Origin of the sequence: Streptomyces sp. NPDC052114, assembly GCF_040680155.1 — a bacterium.
GTDB lineage: Bacteria > Actinomycetota > Actinomycetes > Streptomycetales > Streptomycetaceae > Streptomyces.
On sequence record NZ_JBFAWC010000017.1, the window covers coordinates 48,566 to 66,221 of the forward strand.

16 protein-coding genes are annotated in these 17,656 nt (G+C 71.4%); 9 read left to right on the forward strand and 7 right to left on the reverse strand.

Going from position 1 to position 17,656, the window contains the following annotated elements:
- The first annotated feature begins 77 nt into the window (after positions 1 to 77).
- Positions 78 to 701, forward strand: a complete 624-nt coding sequence (locus tag AB0L89_RS31530; protein WP_055700026.1) for a TetR/AcrR family transcriptional regulator — start codon at positions 78 to 80, stop codon at positions 699 to 701.
- Here the strand turns inward: AB0L89_RS31530 and AB0L89_RS31535 are convergent.
- A complete protein-coding gene (locus AB0L89_RS31535; protein ID WP_365148519.1) occupies positions 692 to 1,156 on the reverse strand; it encodes a MaoC family dehydratase in 465 nt (154 codons plus the stop codon). The genes AB0L89_RS31530 and AB0L89_RS31535 overlap by 10 nt on opposite strands.
- 135 nt (positions 1,157 to 1,291) lie before the next feature.
- On the opposite strand from AB0L89_RS31535, the gene soxR reads away from it, so the two are divergent.
- A complete protein-coding gene (soxR, locus tag AB0L89_RS31540; protein WP_365148522.1) occupies positions 1,292 to 1,768 on the forward strand; it encodes a redox-sensitive transcriptional activator SoxR in 477 nt (158 codons plus the stop codon).
- 240 nt (positions 1,769 to 2,008) lie between these two features.
- On the forward strand, positions 2,009 to 2,527 hold the full coding sequence (locus AB0L89_RS31545) for a hypothetical protein (protein WP_365148525.1): 519 nt from the start codon (positions 2,009 to 2,011) through the stop codon (positions 2,525 to 2,527).
- Positions 2,528 to 2,539: 12 nt separating this feature from the next.
- Here the strand turns inward: AB0L89_RS31545 and AB0L89_RS31550 are convergent, their stop codons facing one another.
- A complete protein-coding gene (locus AB0L89_RS31550; RefSeq protein ID WP_365148528.1) occupies positions 2,540 to 3,148 on the reverse strand; it encodes a hypothetical protein in 609 nt (202 codons plus the stop codon).
- 306 nt (positions 3,149 to 3,454) lie between these two features.
- Here AB0L89_RS31550 and AB0L89_RS31555 point away from each other — a divergent pair, with 306 nt between their 5' ends.
- A complete protein-coding gene (locus AB0L89_RS31555; protein WP_365148531.1) occupies positions 3,455 to 6,283 on the forward strand; it encodes a penicillin acylase family protein in 2,829 nt (942 codons plus the stop codon).
- 12 nt (positions 6,284 to 6,295) lie between these two features.
- On the opposite strand, the gene AB0L89_RS31560 is transcribed toward AB0L89_RS31555, so the two are convergent.
- Positions 6,296 to 7,564, reverse strand: a complete 1,269-nt coding sequence (locus AB0L89_RS31560) for a serine-threonine protein kinase (protein WP_365148534.1) — start codon at positions 7,562 to 7,564, stop codon at positions 6,296 to 6,298.
- A gap of 118 nt (positions 7,565 to 7,682) precedes the next feature.
- Positions 7,683 to 8,270, reverse strand: coding sequence for a hypothetical protein (locus AB0L89_RS31565; protein WP_365148537.1), 588 nt, complete (start codon positions 8,268 to 8,270; stop codon positions 7,683 to 7,685).
- A 268-nt stretch (positions 8,271 to 8,538) separates the two neighbouring features.
- On the opposite strand from AB0L89_RS31565, the gene AB0L89_RS31570 reads away from it, so the two are divergent.
- Positions 8,539 to 9,507 carry a LysR family transcriptional regulator gene (locus AB0L89_RS31570; RefSeq protein WP_365148540.1) on the forward strand — a complete coding sequence of 323 codons (969 nt, stop codon included), beginning with the start codon at positions 8,539 to 8,541 and terminating at the stop codon, positions 9,505 to 9,507.
- Between the two features lie 84 nt (positions 9,508 to 9,591).
- On the opposite strand, the gene AB0L89_RS31575 is transcribed toward AB0L89_RS31570, so the two are convergent.
- Together AB0L89_RS31575 and AB0L89_RS31580 are read right to left on the reverse strand one after the other, a co-directional pair.
- Positions 9,592 to 10,845 carry an MFS transporter gene (locus AB0L89_RS31575; protein ID WP_365148832.1) on the reverse strand — a complete coding sequence of 418 codons (1,254 nt, stop codon included), beginning with the start codon at positions 10,843 to 10,845 and terminating at the stop codon, positions 9,592 to 9,594.
- 137 nt (positions 10,846 to 10,982) lie between these two features.
- On the reverse strand, positions 10,983 to 12,311 hold the full coding sequence (locus tag AB0L89_RS31580; protein ID WP_365148543.1) for an erythromycin esterase family protein: 1,329 nt from the start codon (positions 12,309 to 12,311) through the stop codon (positions 10,983 to 10,985).
- Positions 12,312 to 12,470: 159 nt separating this feature from the next.
- Here AB0L89_RS31580 and AB0L89_RS31585 point away from each other — a divergent pair, with 159 nt between their 5' ends.
- Complete coding sequence (locus tag AB0L89_RS31585; RefSeq protein WP_365148546.1) at positions 12,471 to 13,169, forward strand: alpha/beta hydrolase; 699 nt, start codon at positions 12,471 to 12,473, stop codon at positions 13,167 to 13,169.
- Positions 13,170 to 13,205: 36 nt separating this feature from the next.
- Here the strand turns inward: AB0L89_RS31585 and AB0L89_RS31590 are convergent, their stop codons facing one another.
- Positions 13,206 to 14,462: a DUF1343 domain-containing protein gene (locus tag AB0L89_RS31590; RefSeq protein WP_365148549.1), complete on the reverse strand. Its 1,257-nt coding sequence runs from the start codon at positions 14,460 to 14,462 to the stop codon at positions 13,206 to 13,208.
- A gap of 125 nt (positions 14,463 to 14,587) precedes the next feature.
- Here AB0L89_RS31590 and AB0L89_RS31595 point away from each other — a divergent pair, with 125 nt between their 5' ends.
- Genes AB0L89_RS31595 through AB0L89_RS31605 form a run of 3 tightly spaced genes read left to right on the forward strand, consistent with a single transcriptional unit; the run spans position 14,588 to position 17,649 of the window.
- Positions 14,588 to 15,355, forward strand: coding sequence for an SDR family oxidoreductase (locus tag AB0L89_RS31595; protein WP_365148835.1), 768 nt, complete (start codon positions 14,588 to 14,590; stop codon positions 15,353 to 15,355).
- Positions 15,352 to 17,034: an AMP-binding protein gene (locus AB0L89_RS31600; protein WP_365148552.1), complete on the forward strand. Its 1,683-nt coding sequence runs from the start codon at positions 15,352 to 15,354 to the stop codon at positions 17,032 to 17,034. Before AB0L89_RS31595 ends, AB0L89_RS31600 begins: the two co-directional genes overlap by 4 nt.
- Positions 17,035 to 17,055: 21 nt before the next feature.
- Positions 17,056 to 17,649, forward strand: coding sequence for a TetR/AcrR family transcriptional regulator (locus AB0L89_RS31605; protein ID WP_055700013.1), 594 nt, complete (start codon positions 17,056 to 17,058; stop codon positions 17,647 to 17,649).
- Positions 17,650 to 17,656 lie beyond the last annotated feature (7 nt).

The following is a 17,656-nucleotide window of genomic DNA, read 5'->3' on the forward strand; positions in this document are numbered from 1 at the left end:
GCCGGGTCCCGGCGCCCTAAGCGCTTGCTCACCGACAGGGGTATGGTGTCCCTCCCGACGGGGTGAAGGAGTGGGACATGGGATCGGCCGCGGAGACCGAGAGCGAGGAGCAGCCGTGGGGCGAGGTCAGCCCCGACGCCGCGAGGCGGCTGCTGATCGCCGCCGTCGAGGCCTTCGCCGAGCGCGGGTATCACGCCACGACCACGCGTGACATCGCGGGCCGCGCCGGCATGAGCCCCGCCGCGCTCTACATCCACTACAAGACGAAGGAAGAGCTGCTCCACCGCATCAGCAGGATCGGCCACGACAAGGCCCTGGACATCCTGCGGACCGCGGCGGACGGCGAGGGCGGTGCCGCCGAGCGCCTCGCGGCCGCCGTGCGCTCCTTCGTCCGCTGGCACGCCGCCCACCACACCACCGCGCGCGTCGTGCAGTACGAGCTGGACGCGCTCGGCGAGGAGCACCGCACGGAGATCGTCGCGCTGCGCCGCAAGTCGGACGCGGCGGTGCGGGACATCATCAACGACGGTGTGCGGACGGGGGAGTTCGACGTCCCCGACGTGCCGGGCACCACGCTCGCCGTGCTCTCGCTCTGCATCGACGTCGCCCGCTGGTTCAACACGGCGGGGCACCGCACGCCCGACGAGGTCGGCGCGCTCTACGCCGACCTCGTGCTGCGGATGGTGGGCGCTCAGAAGTAGTAGCGGGACACCGACTCCGCGACGCAGGCGGGCTTGTCGCCGCCCTCGCGCTCGACGGTCACCTTGGCCGTCACCTGCACCCCGCCGTCCTTCGTCGGCGTGACGTCGGTCAGCACGGCGGTCGCGCGCAGCCGCGAGCCGACCGGCACGGGGGAGGGGAAACGCACCTTGTCGGTGCCGTAGTTGATGCCCATCTTCATGCCCTCGACCCGCATGGTCTGCGGCACCAGGCTGGGCAGCAGCGACAGCGTCAGATAGCCGTGCGCGATCGTCGTCCCGAAGGGGCCCCGCGCCGCCTTCTCCGCGTCCACGTGGATCCACTGGTGGTCGCCGGTGGCATCGGCGAAGAGGTCGATCCGCTTCTGGTCGACCTCCAGCCAGTCGCTGTACCCGAGCTGCTCGCCGACTCCGGCGCGCAGCTCCTCGGCCGACGTGAAGATCCTCGGCTCCGCCATGACCCTGGCCTCCTAGACGTAAGCAGAAACGCACGCATGCACAGGCGCATGCCGACGCGTACGCGGACTAAGCGCTTGCTCAGCATGCGGGGTGCGCCGACGCGTGTCAACGGACCGGCGATTAGGCTTCGCGGGGTGCCCCAGATCCCAGAGAAGGTCCACGAACTCACGGTCGGCCAGCTGTCCGCGCGCAGCGGCGCCGCCGTCTCCGCCCTGCACTTCTACGAGTCCAAGGGCCTCATCTCCAGCCGCCGCACCTCGGGCAACCAGCGCCGCTACTGCCGCGACACGCTGCGCCGGGTCGCCTTCATCCGCGCCTCCCAGCGCGTCGGCATCCCGCTCGCCACGATCCGCGAGGCCCTCGACTCGCTCCCCGAGGAGCGCACGCCCAACCGCGAGGACTGGGCGCACCTCTCGGAGCACTGGCGCAGCGAACTGGACGCGCGCATCAAGCAGCTGAGCCGGCTGCGCGACCACCTCTCGGACTGCATCGGCTGCGGCTGTCTGTCCCTGGAGACCTGCGTGCTCTCCAACCCCGACGACGTCTTCGGCGAGCGGCTCACCGGCTCCCGGCTCCTCGGCGAGCGCCGGACGGCCGCGCCGGCGGAGTAAAGCGGGGGCGGCCCGCCGGTCACCGGGCCGGGCCTGTTCTCCGCCGGGGCTCCGGGCGTCCGGCATTGCGGGTCGCCCTCCCCGCCGCAAAATTGACGTGCCCACCGAAAATTCCCTGTGCCACGTCTGGCCGCAACCGCTTCCCTCGTATCAACGTGTCTTCTACGCAAGGTAGTTGTACGACGAGCAGTCGTACGCAGAAGAAGGCAGGCACGTCGACGCCGATACGGGGGAGGGGCGATGTCGGTCGCCATCTGTTCACTGCTGTGGGACGCCGCACGGCACGGGCCGCAGCGCGTCACGTACGACAGCGACGGGTACCACCTGGTGCGCTTTCCCTACGGAGCGGACCAGGAGTCCTACGATCCGTGGCACATGCACGACCCGGCGAAGGGCGGCACGAACCCCTCGGGCTTCCCGGACGCCCGCTCCGGGCTCATCTGGCCCAGCCACGAGGGCTGGGGCGTGCTCTCCGCGCTGGTCTTCTGGGACTCGGCCCCCAGGCCGACCGAGTACCGCGCGCGCTTCGTCCGCGACCCGCTGGGTCTTTCGACCGGGTACGACTCGACGGCCACGACCGACTCGGCGGCCACCAGGGGCGGGCAGTTCCGCTCGTACGTCTGGCAGATGTTCGTGCACCCGAGCACGCCGGTCGCGCTGAAGACAACGGCTCGCGGCGTGGGAGACGCGAGGCTCGCCACGCCGCTCACTCATGCCCAGTTCAAGCTCGCCGTTCACACGGACGTGGTCACGCCCTGACCGCACCGTTCCTCATGCCGAGACCAGGGGCCGCAGCCGCCGTGCCTGTGCCTGGGCCACCGCGTCCGTCGTGAGGACCGGGCCGGGTACGACGATGCCGCAGCCCGTGCAGACCGCCCCCGAGGACGGCTCGTGCGCCAGGCCGTGCCGCCAGACCAGGGTGGTGTCCGCACAGACGGGGCAGGCCGTGCCCGGCTCCCTCTCCAGCGCCGCGATCAGCCGGCGCAGGACTTCGGCGAGGGGCTCGTGCGGGTGGACGTCCGGGTCGTCGCACCAGGCGACGCCGCACCCGCCCCAGGTGCAGCGGTGCCAGTCGTCCTCGCTGCCGGGGCGCCTGAGCCCGTCGTGCTTCTCCTTGCGGCGGCGCTCCGCGAAGTCCGCCTCGTAGGCGAGCCACACGGCCCGCGCCGCCTCCAGTTCGTCGAGCGCGGACACCAGCCGCGCCGGGTCCGGCGACCGGTCCTCGGGCCCGAAGCCCGCCCGGGAGCTGAGATGGTCCCAGGTCGCCCGGTGGCCGTAGGGGGCGAACCTCTCCAGGCACTTGCGCAGCGAGTAGCGCCGCAGTGCCAGATCGCTCTGCGGATCACGCACCTGTCTCGCGAGACTCCGGAATCCGGCCATCGCCCTGCACCTCCGTCACACTTTCCCCGTACTGGTACCCCGTGTTCCTTCTCTGCCGGTGTCGAGGCCGAGCCGTGGTCGGGGCCGGCTTCGAAACGACGTCGCCGAGTAGACGTATCGACACGCGATTCGGCTCCCCTATCGGGCGACAGATTTTCGCTTGCCCGTTTGAACTGGGCTGACGCCTGCCGGAGGGGGGCGCGTTGTGGTGATTCGGAAAAGGCGACGCATGTTCATCTTTCGGCTGCGCCAACTCACCAGTAGCCTCCGCCGCATCGGTCTTCCCCAGGACCCGGAGGAGCACCCATGCGACGACGCATCGTCCGACTCAGAACCCTCACGGCGGGAGCGGCGCTCGCCCTCGGCGCCTCCCTTCTCGCCCCGCTCGGCGGGGCGTCGGCCGCCCCGCCGAAACCGGTCCCTAAAGCGGCCGCCGACTACTGCGAGGGCCAGTGCGCCGACGTCCTGCCGCCCGGCGCGAACGGCGGCGCGACGCTCGCCGAGATCCTCGCCCATCGGGTCTTCGGCACCCAACCGAAGCACGCCGACGACCAGTTGGGCCCCTACGACGCGCTCTCCTCCGGCTATCCCTCGCTCACCGACGACCGCCTCACCGAGTTCTTCAACGACTCCTCCTTCGGGGTGCGCGAGGACCAGGTGGACTCCGTCACCAAGCCGCGCGACGACGTGACGATCACCCGGGACAAGAAGTACGGGATCCCGCACGTCCAGGGCACCACGCGCTACGGCACCGAGTTCGGCGCGGGCTTCGCCGCGGGGCAGGACCGGCTCTGGCTCATCGACCTCTTCCGGCACATCGGACGCGGCCAGCTGACCTCGTTCGCCGGCGGCGCGCTCGCCAACCAGGGCCTGGAGCAGCAGTTCTGGCCGCAGGCCCCGTACACCGAGGCGGACCTCGAAAAGCAGGTCGAGTACATCAAGTCCAGCCAGGGCGAGCGCGGCAAGCAGGCGATGGAGGACGCGCAGGCCTACATCGACGGGCTCAACGCCTACCGGGTCAAGGCCAAGAACGGCCGGTACTTCCCCGGCGAGTACGTCCTCACCGGCAAGATCGACGCCATCACCAACGTCGGTGAGATAGAGCCCTTCAAGGTCACCGACATGATCGCCCTGGCCTCCGTGGTCGGCGGGCTCTTCGGCAACGGCGGCGGCGGAGAGGTCGAATCGGCCGTCTCCCTGCTCAAGTCCCAGGAGAAGTACGGCATCGAGAAGGGCACGAAGGTCTGGGAGTCCTTCCGCGCCCGCAACGACCCCGAGGCCGTCCAGACCATCCACGACGGCACGAGCTTCCCGTACGCGGGCAAGCCCGAGAAGGCACGCGGCACCGCGCTGCCCGACCCCGGCTCCGTCGAGCGCGAACAGCTCGTCTACGACCGCGAGGGCGGCGCGAAGAGCGGTGCCAAGGACCCGGTGAAGGCGCCCAAGAAGCTCAAGCCGCTCCAGGGCATGTACGACAAGGGCGTCCTGCCCTCGGACCTGTTCCGCGCGGACGGCCACAAGAAGGGCATGTCCAACGCCCTGCTGGTGTCCGGCAAGCACACCGCGAGCGGCAACCCCGTCGCCGTCTTCGGCCCGCAGACCGGCTACTTCGCGCCCCAGCTCCTGATGCAGCAGGAACTCCAGGGCCCCGGCATCAGCGCGCGCGGCGTCTCCTTCGCGGGCGTCGGCATGTACATCCAGCTGGGCCGCGGCCAGGACTACGCCTGGTCGGCCACCTCCGCCGGACAGGACATCACCGACACGTACGCCGTCGAACTGTGCGAGCCCGGCGGCGGCACGCCCACCAAGCAGTCCACCGGCTACCTCTACCGCGGCACCTGCACGCCCATGGAGAAGCTGGAGCGCAAGAACGCCTGGAAGCCGACCGTCGCCGACTCCACGGCCGCCGGCTCCTACCGCATGCAGGTCTTCCGCACGAAGTACGGCATCGTCAGCCACCGCGCGACCGTCGACGGCAAGCCCGTCGCGTACGTCTCGCTGCGCTCCACCTACCGCCACGAGGCCGACTCCATCATCGGCTTCCAGATGCTGAACGACCCGGACTACGTGAAGGACGCCGCGAGCTTCAAGAAGGCCGCCCAGAACATCAGTTACGCCTTCAATTGGTTCTACGCCGACTCGCGCGACGTCGCGTACTACAACAGCGGCGCCAACCCCGAGCGTGCCGAGGACGTCGACCCCGCCCTGCCCATCAAGGGTGAACAGGCCTACGAATGGCAGGACTTCGACCCCACGGACAACACCTCGGCGCAGACCCCGTCCGCCGAGCACCCGCAGTCCGTCAACCAGGACTACTACATCTCCTGGAACAACAAGCAGGCCAAGGACTTCAACACCGCGGGCTTCGGCGTCAGCGCCGTGCACCGCGGCGACCTGCTCGACGGCCGCGTCAAGAAGCTGACCGAGGAGGGCGGCGTCACCCGCGCCTCGCTCACCCAGGCCATGTCCGAGGCCGCCGTCACCGATCTGCGCGGGGAACAGGTGCTGCCCGAGCTGCTCAAGGTGCTCCGCAGCAAGCCGGTCACCGACCCGCAGCAGGCCAAGGCGGTCCAGCAGCTGGAGGCCTGGCGCAAGGCGGGCGCGCAGCGCAACCAGACGGCGGCGGGCTCCAAGGCGTACGCCCACCCCGACGCCGTGCGCATCATGGACGCCTGGTGGCCGCTCCTGATCGAGGCCGAGTTCAAGCCGGGCCTCGGCAAGGACCTCTACGACGCCCTCACGGCCCAGCTCGCCACCGACGAGGCCCCCTCGGCCGGCCACGGACCGACCGGGGCGCACGCCGGATCGGCCTTCCAGTACGGCTGGTGGGGCTACGCCGACAAGGACCTGCGCAAGGTGCTCGGACAGCCGGTGAAGGGCGAGCTGGGCGACACCTTCTGCGGTGACGGCAAGCTCGACGCCTGCCGGGACGCCCTGCTCACCACCCTCACGCAGGCCCTCGCCAAGCCGGCCACCGAGGTCTACCCCGGTGACGACTCCTGCAAGGCGGGCGACCAGTGGTGCGCCGACTCCGTCATCCACCGCGCCCTGGGCGGCATCACGCACAAGCCGGTCCAGTGGCAGAACCGTCCGACGTACCAGCAGGTCGTCGAGTTCCCGCGCCACCGTGAGTAGCACGGGAACCCGCTAGGCGAGCGCGATCCGCCCTGCGGCGAACACGACGCGTGCCAGTTCCTCGTGGCACACGTCGCTGTGCGCGCCGGAGGGCGGACCGCCCCGCCGCACCACCGACGCCGCGTCGACGCTCACGCACCCCTTCGCGGGCACCTTCTCGCCCAGCTTGATGCGCTTGCCGTCGTCCACCGCGCGGATGCCGTTGTAGCCGATCGCGCCCCAGCGCTCCCACAGGTTCAGGAAGCTCGTGGAGTCCCCGGCCAGCTTCGACGCCAGCGGATACAGCCGCCCGAGCGCGTCGTCGAAGTGGGAGTAGCAGGACACGAGCGGACCGTCGATGCGGTGCTGCATGCCCGCGAGCGCGCCGCCCCGTGTCCTGTCGTGCGGCAGCCGCTCGGCGAACGCGTAGTGCGAGAAGGCCCCTTCGAGCAGCGTCACCGACTTCACGGCCCGTACGTCCGCGGGCATGCCGCGCAGCGCGTACGAGACGAGCCGGCCGCCGAAGCTGTGCCCGATCAGATGCACCCGGATCGTGGGTACGTCGGCGGCGAGCAGGCCGATCGCGGGTCCGAGCCCCAACTGGCCCACCGCGCCCGACCGTCGCTTCATCGCGTAGTAGGTGCCCTGGCGAAGGAGTTCGTGCGCGCCGTTCCACAGCCGTTTGCGCAGCGAGCCGAAGAGCTCGGGCCGCTCGGGGTGCTCCGCGAGGGCGGCGGCGAACACCTCGCACACCTGCACCGCGTCGTCGGTGAGCATCGCGGGCTCGCCCGCGCCGGTGTCCTCGCCGAAGTGCCGGGCCGGGCTGGTCTCCCGCAGCGAGACCAGCTCGCGCACCAGCCGCCCGAACTCATAGATCCGGGTGGGCACTTCGGAGCGCTCGACGAGCAGTTCGGCGATCCGGTCGAGCGTCGCGCCGTGCTCGGGGAAGACCCGGTCGAGCGCCTGCCGGGTCGCCGCGTCGAGGACCGGGCCGCCCGGCGGCGCGGCGGCGGTCACGGTGGCCGAGGGGTCGTAGTTCGGGATGGGCTCGTCGGCGAAGCGGATGGCCGGCCAGAGCACCCCGACGTAGCCGAGGCGCACCTTTGACGCCGAAAGCCCCGGACAGGGGTCGAAGAAGCGACGGTACAGCTGCCGGGCGTCCCGCTTCTCGTTGTTCCAGCCGTGCGCGAAGACCAGCAGGTCGGTGACGCGTTCACGTTCCGCGCCCGACAGCAGCTGTGCGCGCTGCGCGGTGTCGACGTCGCCGTCGGCGTCGAAGGTCAATTCCCAGTAGGGCTCCACGCCGGTATGGTCCTGCGGCCCGGGACACCTGGCCAGATGTCGCGCGGCACACACCGGTGCCGGTATCCACCCCCGGAGGCACCGGTCCCGGTGTGTGCCGCGCGGTGCGGCACGGCGGCTAGGCGCCGGCCTTGTGCTGCCGCGCCCAGCGGTTCACGGGCGGCAGCCAGCACAGCACGATGGCCGCGAGGGCGGTGAGCAGCGAGACGAGGCTCAGCACGACGACGGAATCGGGTTCGTAGTCACCGAGCACGAGGAAATGCGGGAACAGCGCGACGACGGCGGAAACAGTGATCAGGACGCGTGACCAGACGGCGGCGCCGCGGCGCGCGACAAGGGCGAATATCAGCAGGCACACCGCGGTGAACACGGCGAATCCGGCGCGCGCGGCGAGCGTCCCGGCGCGGTCGCTCACCAGCTCGTCCCACATCGGCCCGGTGAGGGCCTTGAGGTCGGCCGCGGTCGTCCCCGACGGCAGGCCCACGACGTCCGGGTGCTCCGCGATGACGTCATTGATGTTCTCCTCGGCCATGTCCTCGCCGCCCGCGAAGACGAGGACGGCGCCGACGACGGCGGAGGCCGCGGAGACCACGGTGGTCCAGAACAGGGCGGCGAGGGTGCCGGGACGCCGGGCCGCGCGCCGCGTGGGGGGTGCGCCCGCACCCGGCGGTGCGGTGGGCGCGGGGGCGGCCTGGAAGTGACTCACGAGCGTGACTCTCCTTGCAGAGATGAATGATCGACCGGGATTGGCTCGACCATTCCACGGGTACCGGGAACGCATCCAGCATTTTCTGGAAGAAATCCCCAGATAATCTGTGCTGAACTCCGGATCAGTTTCCCGCTGTGGTTATGCTGCATGGCCGTAAAAGACGAGGGAGTCGGAGAGCGAGAACTCGCGCATGGCATTATCTGAGCCGCAGCAGGACCCCACATCCCAAACGCGGCAGTACCCCACGGATCTCCTTGACACCACGATGGACCAGTTGCGCACGCTGCTCGCGGTGCACGAGAGCGGCACCGCGCTGGCCGCCGCCCGCCGGCTCGGCCGCGAGCAGTCCAGCGTGCAGAAGCAACTGGACACGATGAACCGCACGTTCGGGGCGCTGTGCGGGGAGGCGCTCGTCCTCAAGCGCGGCCGCGGCAAGGACGTCCTGTTCACCCCCACCGGCGAGGCCCTGGTCGAACTCGCGCGCCGCACCCTCGACCAGTGGACCGAGGGCGTCCACGACGCCCGGCGCCGCCTCGGCAGGACCCTCTCCGTGGGCTCGACCCGCTACACGCTCGGGTTCCTCCTCGACGCCGTGGAGCGGGTCAGCGAGGCGTACGAACGGCGCGGTGTCGACCTGAAGGTGACCCATGTGCGCACCGGTGACCTCTTCGCCCGACTGCAGGCCAAGGAGCTGGACCTGGTCTGCGGCAGCATCGTCGTCACCGAGGGCCGGGAGACCGAGCTCGACCCGTACGAGATCATCGAGTGGCGCCGCAGCGGCCTCTCCCTGCTCACCAATCTGCCCGAGGAACGCCTGCCCGGCCCCTCCGTGACCGCGGGCCGGCTGACCACGCTGCCCCTGGTGGTCTCGGCAGGCGGCCTCATCGCCAGCTTCCTCACCTCCTGGTACGGCCCCGACTACCGCCAGCACCTCTCCGTGGCCGCCGAGATAGAGGCCGCGCACTACGGCTTCGAGCTGCTGCGCTCGGGCGTGGTCAGCGGGGCGATGCTGGTGACGCAGGGCATCGGGGAGGCCGCCGAGAGCGGCAGCCTCCCGGAGGCGGGGGGTCTGCGGCGCCTGGACATCATCGGGGACGTCGGGCCGCGGACCGAGGTGCTCGTCGGGGTGTTCACCCGGCGCGGCGACCGCGCCTCGTGCGGTCCAGGACATCCTCTGAATCTCTTGTGGGACGCGTTGTCCAAGGACAACGAACGCTGGTGGCTCAGCCGCTGAATTGCCCGCGAGAATTCAGCGGCAGTACACATGCGTGAGGCATTCGTGAATTCCCGCCCGAGGCGTCGCGGGTTCCCGTGCGGTTCACGCCAGTTCCCGGTCCCGCGTCTCCGGCAGGGCGAGGACGCACACCAGCGAGACGACCGCCATCGCGCTCACGTACCAGCCCACCGACGACGAGCCGAACGCCGACTGGAGCCGGGTCGCCACCAGCGGCGAGACCGCGCCGCCGAGCACACCGCCGAGGTTGTAGGCGAGGGAGGCGCCCGAGTAGCGCACGTTCGTGGAGAACAGCTCCGGCAGGTACGCGCCCATCGGGCCGTAGACCACGCCCATGCAGAACAGCGCGCCGCCGATCGCGAGGGCGACGAGCACCGGCTGCTCGGTGTCCAGGAGCGGGAAGAGCACAAGTCCCCACACCACCGCGAGGCCCGCGCCCACGAGGACCAGCCTGCGCCGCCCGGCGCCGTCGGAGCGCGTCGCGGCGAGCCAGGTGCCGGCCGCGAGGAAGAGGCAGGCCACCAGCGACAGACCCAGCATGGTGTTGCGGGAGATGTGCAGGGTGCCGGTGGCGTAGGAGAGGCAGTAGGTCGTGGCGGTGTAGAAGAGCCCGTACGCGACGACCATCCCGCCCGCGCCGAGCAGCAGTTCGCGCGGGTGGCGGCGCAGCACGTCGAGCGTGGGGACCTTGCTGGCCTCCTGCGCCGCCATGACCTTCGCGAACACCGGCGTCTCGCTGATCCGGAGCCGCACGAACAGGCCGACGCCGACCAGCAGGAACGAGAGCAGGAACGGCACGCGCCAGCCCCACGAGCGGAACGCGTCGTCGGAGAGCACGGACGAGAGCAGCCAGAAGACGCCGGTCGCCGCGAAGAAGCCCACGGACGGCCCGAGTTGGGGGAAGGCGGCGTACAGTCCGCGCTTCTTCCGCGGCGCGTGCTCCACCGCGAGCAGCGCCGCCCCGCCCCACTCGCCGCCGAGCCCGATGCCCTGGAGGAAGCGGAGCAGGATCAGCAGCAGCGGCGCCCAGATGCCCCACGTGCCGTAGCCGGGCAGCAGGCCGACGAGGGCGGTGGAGAGGCCCATCAGGAGCAGCGAGGCCACCAGGACCGACTTGCGCCCCACCCGGTCGCCGAAGTGGCCGAAGATCACCGAGCCGATGGGCCGTGCCGCGAACGCCACCGCGTAGGTGGAGAACGAGGCGAGCGTGGCGTTGACCGGGTCGAGCGTCGGGAAGAACGCCTCGTTCAGGACGAGGGCCGCCGCCGTGCCGTAGATGTAGAAGTCGTAGAACTCGATGGCCGTCCCGATGAAGGAGGCCACGGCCACCCGCCGCATGCTCTCCGGGCTCGTGTCCGACGGCTCGCTCTCGCCCCGGGCCTGCTGTTTCGCTGCTGCTGTCGCGTCGCTCTGCACGAGCGGCACTCTCGTGGTGGATGTAGGGGCCAGTCAATACTTGATACGGCCGGTCTCGGTCACTGAGACTGACGGCGCGCCGCGGTGACGTCGTGGAGATGGATGAGGACGTCGTGGGACGGCGCGAGACGGACCTTGTACGGGCCGTCGGGCCACCCCGAACCGATGGTGCGGGTCTCGCGCGCCCGGCCCAGCCACTTCCTGGTGTCGGCCGGCAGCTTGCGCAGGTCCACGTAGTAGTCGTCGAAGCGCACCTTGTCGAGCGTGTGCTCGTTCATGCCGCGCGTGGCCGCGCCCAGCGTGATCGGACTCCACTTCTCGTCGTCCCTGCCCTGCGCCATGAACGAGCCCTGGTTGAAGGTGAATCCGATGCTCGCGTACCGGGTGCCGAGCCGGTCGCGCAGGAAGGCGCCCTGCATCTTCGGGTAGCGAGGGTCGTAGGACTCGTACGCGACATGGGCGTTGTGGGCCGACAGGAGCACCTTGTCGCCGGTGTACCGCTGCCACCACGCGGTGTTCTCCGCCATGATGCGGTCGCGGTAGAGCATGGCGTCCTTCTGGCCCTCGGCCGTGTCGAGCGGGAAGGCGTACATGTCCCCGGTCTGCGCGACCGACAGGGCGTGGTGCAGGGCGAGTTCGAACGCCTTGTCCCGGCCCCCGGGACGGCGCTCCTCGAGCAGGTCGTACGCCGCCCACGCCTTCTTCGCCAGGGCCGTGCGCTCGGCGCGGGGCAGCCCCATGTACGTGTCGCCGTCCGTCACGCGCCGCAGCGGCGCGTAGAGACCGTCGATCCGCGCCAGCAGATCCGGCTCGTGGGCGCGCACGTACGTGCGCACCCCGTCGAACAACTCCACGCCCTGCTCGGGGTAGTTGAGGTCGTTGCCCATGAAGCGCAGCGGGCGCTCCGGGTTCCGGTCGTTGTACGCCCGCATCCAGCGCAGCAGATGGACGTACTCCTCGGTGTCCCACGGCGTCTTCGCCAGCTCGCGGTGGACCAGCTCGCGCGCGTCGCCCCGCCCGCCCCGCACATAGGCGTCGAAGCGCAGCCCGGTCGTCCAGCTCATCTCCTGCGCGAAGGTCGTGAACCCCTTCTTCTCCACGAGGTGCCGGAACACCCGCTCCTTCATCGTGAAGAACTCGTGCGAGCCGTGCGTCGCCTCGCCCAGGCCCACCACCGAGGCGTCGCCCACCATCCGGCCGAGCGGCCCGAGGTCCTTGGTGGCGGTGCCCGGGTCGGTGGAGCGCAGGGGGTGTGCCGCGCGCTCGATCGCCGCGACCGGATCGGCGGGGCGCGGCGCCGCCCGCGCGGCCTGGGGGGCCAGCAGCGCCCCCGCACCGGCCGCCGTGACCAGCAGCAGCGGAACCCCGCGGCGCGTCACCCGTGTCATGTCGGTCCTCCTTGGATCTCCGGCGTCGTCCTGAAGATCACGATCCCGTGCGGGGCGGGGCCCGCGCCATGGAGCAGGCACCCACCCGACGATGGAGCAGGCACCCTCATGGGCGGTGGGGTCTGCCCCACCGCGCCCTCGGCGTGTACGTTCTCCGCCATGGCGCAATTCGTACTGGTGGCAGGCGCGTGGCTGGGATCGTGGGCGTGGGAGGAGGTGGCGGGGGAGCTGCGGGCGGCCGGACACGGCGTGCACCCCCTGACCCTCTCCGGGCTCGCGGACAAGCAGGACGTGCCGGCCGGACCGCAGACACACGTGCGGGACGTCGTCGACGAGGTCGAGCGGCTCGACCTGCGTGACGTCGTCCTGGTCGGACACAGCTACGCGGGCATCCCCGTCGGCCAGGCCGCCGCGCGGATCGGCGACCGGCTCGCGCACCTGGTCCTCGTCGACGCCAGCGTCCCCGTCGAGGGCGAGTCGTTCGCGTCGATGTGGTGGCAGGGCGAGGAGGTCTTCGACGCCGCGCTCGCGGAGAACGACGGCGACTGGGCGCCCCTGGGCGCGGCCGACTTCGACGGGCAGGGCCTCGACAGCGAGCAGGTCGCGCGGTTCGCGAGCGGGGCGACGCCGCACCCCGGCGCCACCCTCACCGACCCCGCCGTCCTCGCGCGCCCGCTCGACGAGCTGCCGGCGACGTACATCAAGTGCCTGCTCGACGGGGACGAACCGATGGACGACGTCGCGGAGCTGCTCAAGAGCGAGCGCTGGCGGCTCGTGGAGATGGACACCGGCCACTGGCCGATGTTCTCCAGGCCGCGCGAGCTGGCCAGGATCCTGCACGGGAGCGTACGGGGCTGACCCCGGTCGCCCGCCCTCCCGGGCGGATCCCGCCGCTCAGGCGTAGCGCAGGTACCGGCGGCGCACCGCGCGGAAGCGCGCGAGCTCCTCGGTCCAGGCGCCCACCACCTCGTCGGTGCCGGCCCCCGCGTCGATCGCCGTCCGCACCCGCGCGGACCCGGTGAGCCTGTCGATCCAGTGGTCGGAGCGCCACGCGAACCCGCGCCAGGCCTTCTTGGCGGTGACCAGGAGCGCGATGCCGGTACGCACGGCGTCGTACGCCTCCCGGTCGTGCACGTGGAGCTGCACGCCCCCGATGGTCCTGCCCTGGAACTTGGAGAAGGTGGGGGCGAAGTACGCCTCCCTGAAGTGCACGCCCGGCAGGCCGAGTTCCGCGAGCGCCGCCGCCCAGCGCCGGTCGACGCCGTCCGCGCCGAGCAGTTCGAAGGGCCGGGTCGTGCCCCGCCCCTCCGAGAGGTTCGTGCCCTCGAACAGACAGGTGCCCGCGTAGACCAGGGCGGTGTCGGGCGTCGGCATGTTCGGGCTCGGCGGCACCCACGGCAGCCCCGACGCGTCGAAGAAGTCGGCGCGCCGCCACCCCGTCATCAGCACGGTCTCCAGCTCCACGGGCCGCTTCAGGAACTCCCCGTTGAACAGGAGCGCCAGCTCCGCGACCGTCATCCCGTGCGCCTGCGCGACCGGCTCGCGCCCCACGAAGCTCGCGAACTCCCGGTGCAGGACGGGGCCGTACGCGTCCCGTCCCGAGACCGGGTTCGGCCGGTCGAGGACCACCAGCCGCTTGCCCGCGAGCCGCGCGGCCACCATGCAGTCGTACAGCGTCCAGATGTACGTGTAGAAGCGGGCGCCCGCGTCCTGGATGTCGAACAGGAGCGTGTCCGCGCCGGACGCGGTGAAGACGTCCGCGAGCTCCTTGCCGCTCTTTTGGTACGTGTCGTACACGGGCAGCCCGGTCGCCGGATCGTCGTGGCGCCCCTCGGAGCCGCCCGCCTGAGCGGTCCCCCGGAAGCCGTGCTCGGGGCCGAACACCGCGACCACGTCGACGCGCTCGTCGGCGTGCAGGACGTCCACGACGTGGCGCACGTCGCGGGTCACGCCCGTGGGGTTGGTGATCACGCCCACCCGCCGCCCGGCGAGGAGCGCGTAGCCGTCGGCGGCCAGGCGCTCGAAGCCGGTGCGCAGCCGGTGCCCGGCGGGGTCAGGGGCGTCGGGCAGCGGCGTTCCGGAGGCCGTGGCGGACGGCACCAGTGCGGTCGATGCGGTGGCGGCGAGCAGCCCGCGCCGGGAGAGGTTCATGGCCCCGCACGCTAGTGCCCGAAGGGGGACGGGAGAACGAACGCGGCCCGCACGCCCCCCTTTCGCCACGACATACCGACTGGTTAGTCTGCGATCAAAGCCGAGCCGCAGGTCGAAGGAGACCGATCGTGGAGACCTTGCAGGACAAGGGAGTCGTCGTCACCGGCGCGGGAGGCGGGATCGGGGCCGCGCTCGCCCGCCGCTTCGCCGCCGAGGGAGCGCGCGTCGTCGTCAACGACCTGGACGGCGCCAAGGCGAAGGCCGTCGCGGACGAGGTGGGCGGTATCGCCGTGCCGGGCGACGCCTCCACGATCGTGCCGCAGGCCACCGAAGCGCTCGGCGGGACCGTCGACGTGTACTGCGCCAACGCCGGGCTCGCCTCCGGCGGCACCGAGGCCGCGCCCGAGGACGTCTGGGCGGCGGCCTGGGACGTGAACGTCATGGCGCACGTGCGGGCCGCGCACGCGCTGCTGCCCGGCTGGCTGGAGCGCGGCGACGGCCGCTTCGTCTCCACCGTCTCCGCCGCCGGACTGCTCACCATGATCGGCGCCGCCCCCTACAGCGTCACCAAGCACGGCGCGTACGCGTTCGCCGAATGGCTCTCCCTCACCTACCGCCACCGGGGCGTCAAGGTGCACGCGATTTGCCCTCAAGGCGTGCGCACCGACATGCTCACCGCCAGCGGCACCGCCGGTGACCTGGTGCTCGCGCCGACCGCCATCGAACCGGACGACGTCGCCGACGCGCTGTTCGCGGGGATGGCCGAGGACCGCTTCCTGATCCTGCCGCACCCCGAGGTCGACGCGTACTACCAGGCCCGCGCCGCCACCCCCGACAAGTGGCTGACCGGCATGAACCACATCCAGCAGAAGTGGGAGGCGACGCAGCGGTGAGCGACCTGCACACCGGCGGCGCGGGATACGCCGCCAAGCCCTGGCTCGGCCGGCTCAACGAGGCCCAGCGCGCCCCCGTGACCCCCGCCGACTCCGTCCTGCACGCCTTTCGCGCTGCCGCGGCCCGCGCCCCCGAGCGCACCGCCCTCGCCTACTTCGACGGCCGCCTCAGCTACCGCGAGACCGACACCCTCACCGACTCCGTCGCGGGACACCTCGCCGCGCGCGGCATCGCCCGCGGCGACCGCGTCGCGATCCTCCTCCAGAACACCCCGCACTTCGTGCTCGCGCTCCTCGGCGCCTGGAAGGCGGGCGCCACGGTCGTCCCCGTCAACCCCATGTACAAGTCGGCGGAGGTCGGCCACGTCCTCGCCGACGCCGACGTCACCGCGCTGATCTGCTCGGACCGCGCCTGGGAGACGTATCTGCGCGACACGGCCGCCGGATCGCCGGTGCGCGTGGTCCTCACCGCCTGCCAGCTCGACCTGCAGAGCCGCGACGACGCCCGCGTCCTCGACTTCGACCGGCTGCCGCCCGCCGCCGACGCCGAGGACCTGCTCGCCGTCGCCCGCAAGGGACTCCCGGCCCCCGCGGAGCGCACGCCCGGGCCCGGTGACGTGGCGCTGATCAGCTATACGTCGGGCACCAGCGGCACCCCCAAGGGCGCCATGAACACCCACGGCAACATCACCTACAACGCCGAACGCCAGCGCACCGGATCGGGCATACCGGAGGGCTCCTGCTACTTCGCCCTCGCGCCGCTGTTCCACATCACCGGCATGGTCGCGCAGGTCGCCGCGTGCCTCGCCAACGCGGGCACCCTCGCGCTCACCTACCGCTTCGAGGCGGGCGTCGTCCTCGACGCCTTCGCCGAGCACCGCCCCGCCTACACCGTCGGCCCCTCCACGGCCTTCATGGCCCTGGCCGCGCACCCCTCGGCGACCCGGGCGCACTTCGACTCCTTCGTGCTGATCTCCTCGGGCGGCGCGCCGCTGCCCCCGGCGCTCGTGGAGAAGTTCCGCGCGGCCTTCGGGCCCTACCTCCACAACGGCTACGGCCTGACCGAGTGCACCGCGCCCTGCGCCTCCGTGCCGCCGGGGCAGCAGGCGCCCGTCGACGCGGCCTCCGGGACGCTCGCCGTCGGCGTCCCGGGCCCCGAGACGGTCGTACGCGTCCTGGACGACAAGGGCCACGAAGTGCCCTTCGGGGAACAGGGCGAGATCGTCGTGCGCGGCCCCCAGGTGGTCCCCGGCTACTGGAACCTGCCCGACGCCACCGCCGCCACCTTCCCCGGCGGCGAACTGCGCACCGGTGACATCGGCTTCATGGACACCGACGGCTGGCTCTACGTCGTCGACCGCAAGAAGGACATGATCAACGCGTCCGGCTTCAAGGTGTGGCCGCGCGAGGTCGAAGACGTCCTGTACACGCACGCCGCCGTGCGCGAGGCGGCCGTCGTCGGCGTGCCCGACAGCTACCGCGGCGAGACCGTCAAGGCCTACGTCAGCCTGCGCCCCGGGAGCGAGACCGACCCCGGCGAGCTGGCCGCGTACTGCAAGGAGCGGCTGGCCGCGTACAAGTATCCGCGCGAGGTCGAGATCCTGGCGGAGCTGCCGAAGACGACAAGTGGGAAGATCCTCCGGCGGGAACTGCGTTCCCGTACACAGAACAGTCAGTGAGGCGAAAGGCAGGTGGCGGCAGTGGCCAGGACGACGGACGGTGGCGGCACGCCCGTCCCGCAGCGGCTGCTGGCCGCCGCCACCCGGCTCTTCGCCGACCGCGGCTACGACCGCACGTCGGTGCAGGAGATCGTGGAGGCGGCCGGCGTCACCAAAGGCGCGCTGTACCACTACTTCGGGTCCAAGGACGACCTCCTGCACGAGGTCTACGCCCGGATGCTCCGCGTCCAGCAGGAGCGTCTCGACGCCATCGCGGACGCCGACGCGCCCGTGGAGCAGCGGGTGCGGGACGCCGCCGCGGACGTCGTGGTCACCACCATCGACAACCTCGACGACGCCTCGATCTTCTTCCGCTCCATGCACCACCTGAGCCCCGAGAAGAACAAGCAGGTGCGCGCCGAGCGGCGCCGCTACCACGAGCGGTTCCGGGCCCTGATCGAGGAGGGCCAGGAGTCCGGCGTCTTCTCCGCGGCGACCCCGGCGGACCTGGTGGTGGACTACCACTTCGGCTCGGTCCACCACCTGTCCACCTGGTACCGCCCCGACGGCCCGCTCACCCCGCGTCAGGTCGCCGACCACTTGGCGGACCTGCTCCTGCGGGCGCTGCGGCCCTGAGGGGCCC

Excerpts from the sequence above, each read along its gene's own strand:
- AB0L89_RS31530 (WP_055700026.1), top strand. The coding sequence starts at position 78 with ATGGGATCGGCCGCGGAGACCGAGAGCGAGGAGCAGCCGTGGGGCGAG.
- AB0L89_RS31580 (WP_365148543.1), bottom strand. The coding sequence starts at position 12,311 with ATGACACGGGTGACGCGCCGCGGGGTTCCGCTGCTGCTGGTCACGGCG.
- AB0L89_RS31535 (WP_365148519.1), bottom strand. The coding sequence starts at position 1,156 with ATGGCGGAGCCGAGGATCTTCACGTCGGCCGAGGAGCTGCGCGCCGGA.
- AB0L89_RS31550 (WP_365148528.1), bottom strand. The coding sequence starts at position 3,148 with ATGGCCGGATTCCGGAGTCTCGCGAGACAGGTGCGTGATCCGCAGAGC.
- AB0L89_RS31590 (WP_365148549.1), bottom strand. The coding sequence starts at position 14,462 with ATGAACCTCTCCCGGCGCGGGCTGCTCGCCGCCACCGCATCGACCGCA.
- AB0L89_RS31575 (WP_365148832.1), bottom strand. The coding sequence starts at position 10,845 with ATGCGGCGGGTGGCCGTGGCCTCCTTCATCGGGACGGCCATCGAGTTC.
- AB0L89_RS31570 (WP_365148540.1), top strand. The coding sequence starts at position 8,539 with ATGGACCAGTTGCGCACGCTGCTCGCGGTGCACGAGAGCGGCACCGCG.
- AB0L89_RS31585 (WP_365148546.1), top strand. The coding sequence starts at position 12,471 with ATGGCGCAATTCGTACTGGTGGCAGGCGCGTGGCTGGGATCGTGGGCG.
- AB0L89_RS31545 (WP_365148525.1), top strand. The coding sequence starts at position 2,009 with ATGTCGGTCGCCATCTGTTCACTGCTGTGGGACGCCGCACGGCACGGG.
- AB0L89_RS31555 (WP_365148531.1), top strand. The coding sequence starts at position 3,455 with ATGCGACGACGCATCGTCCGACTCAGAACCCTCACGGCGGGAGCGGCG.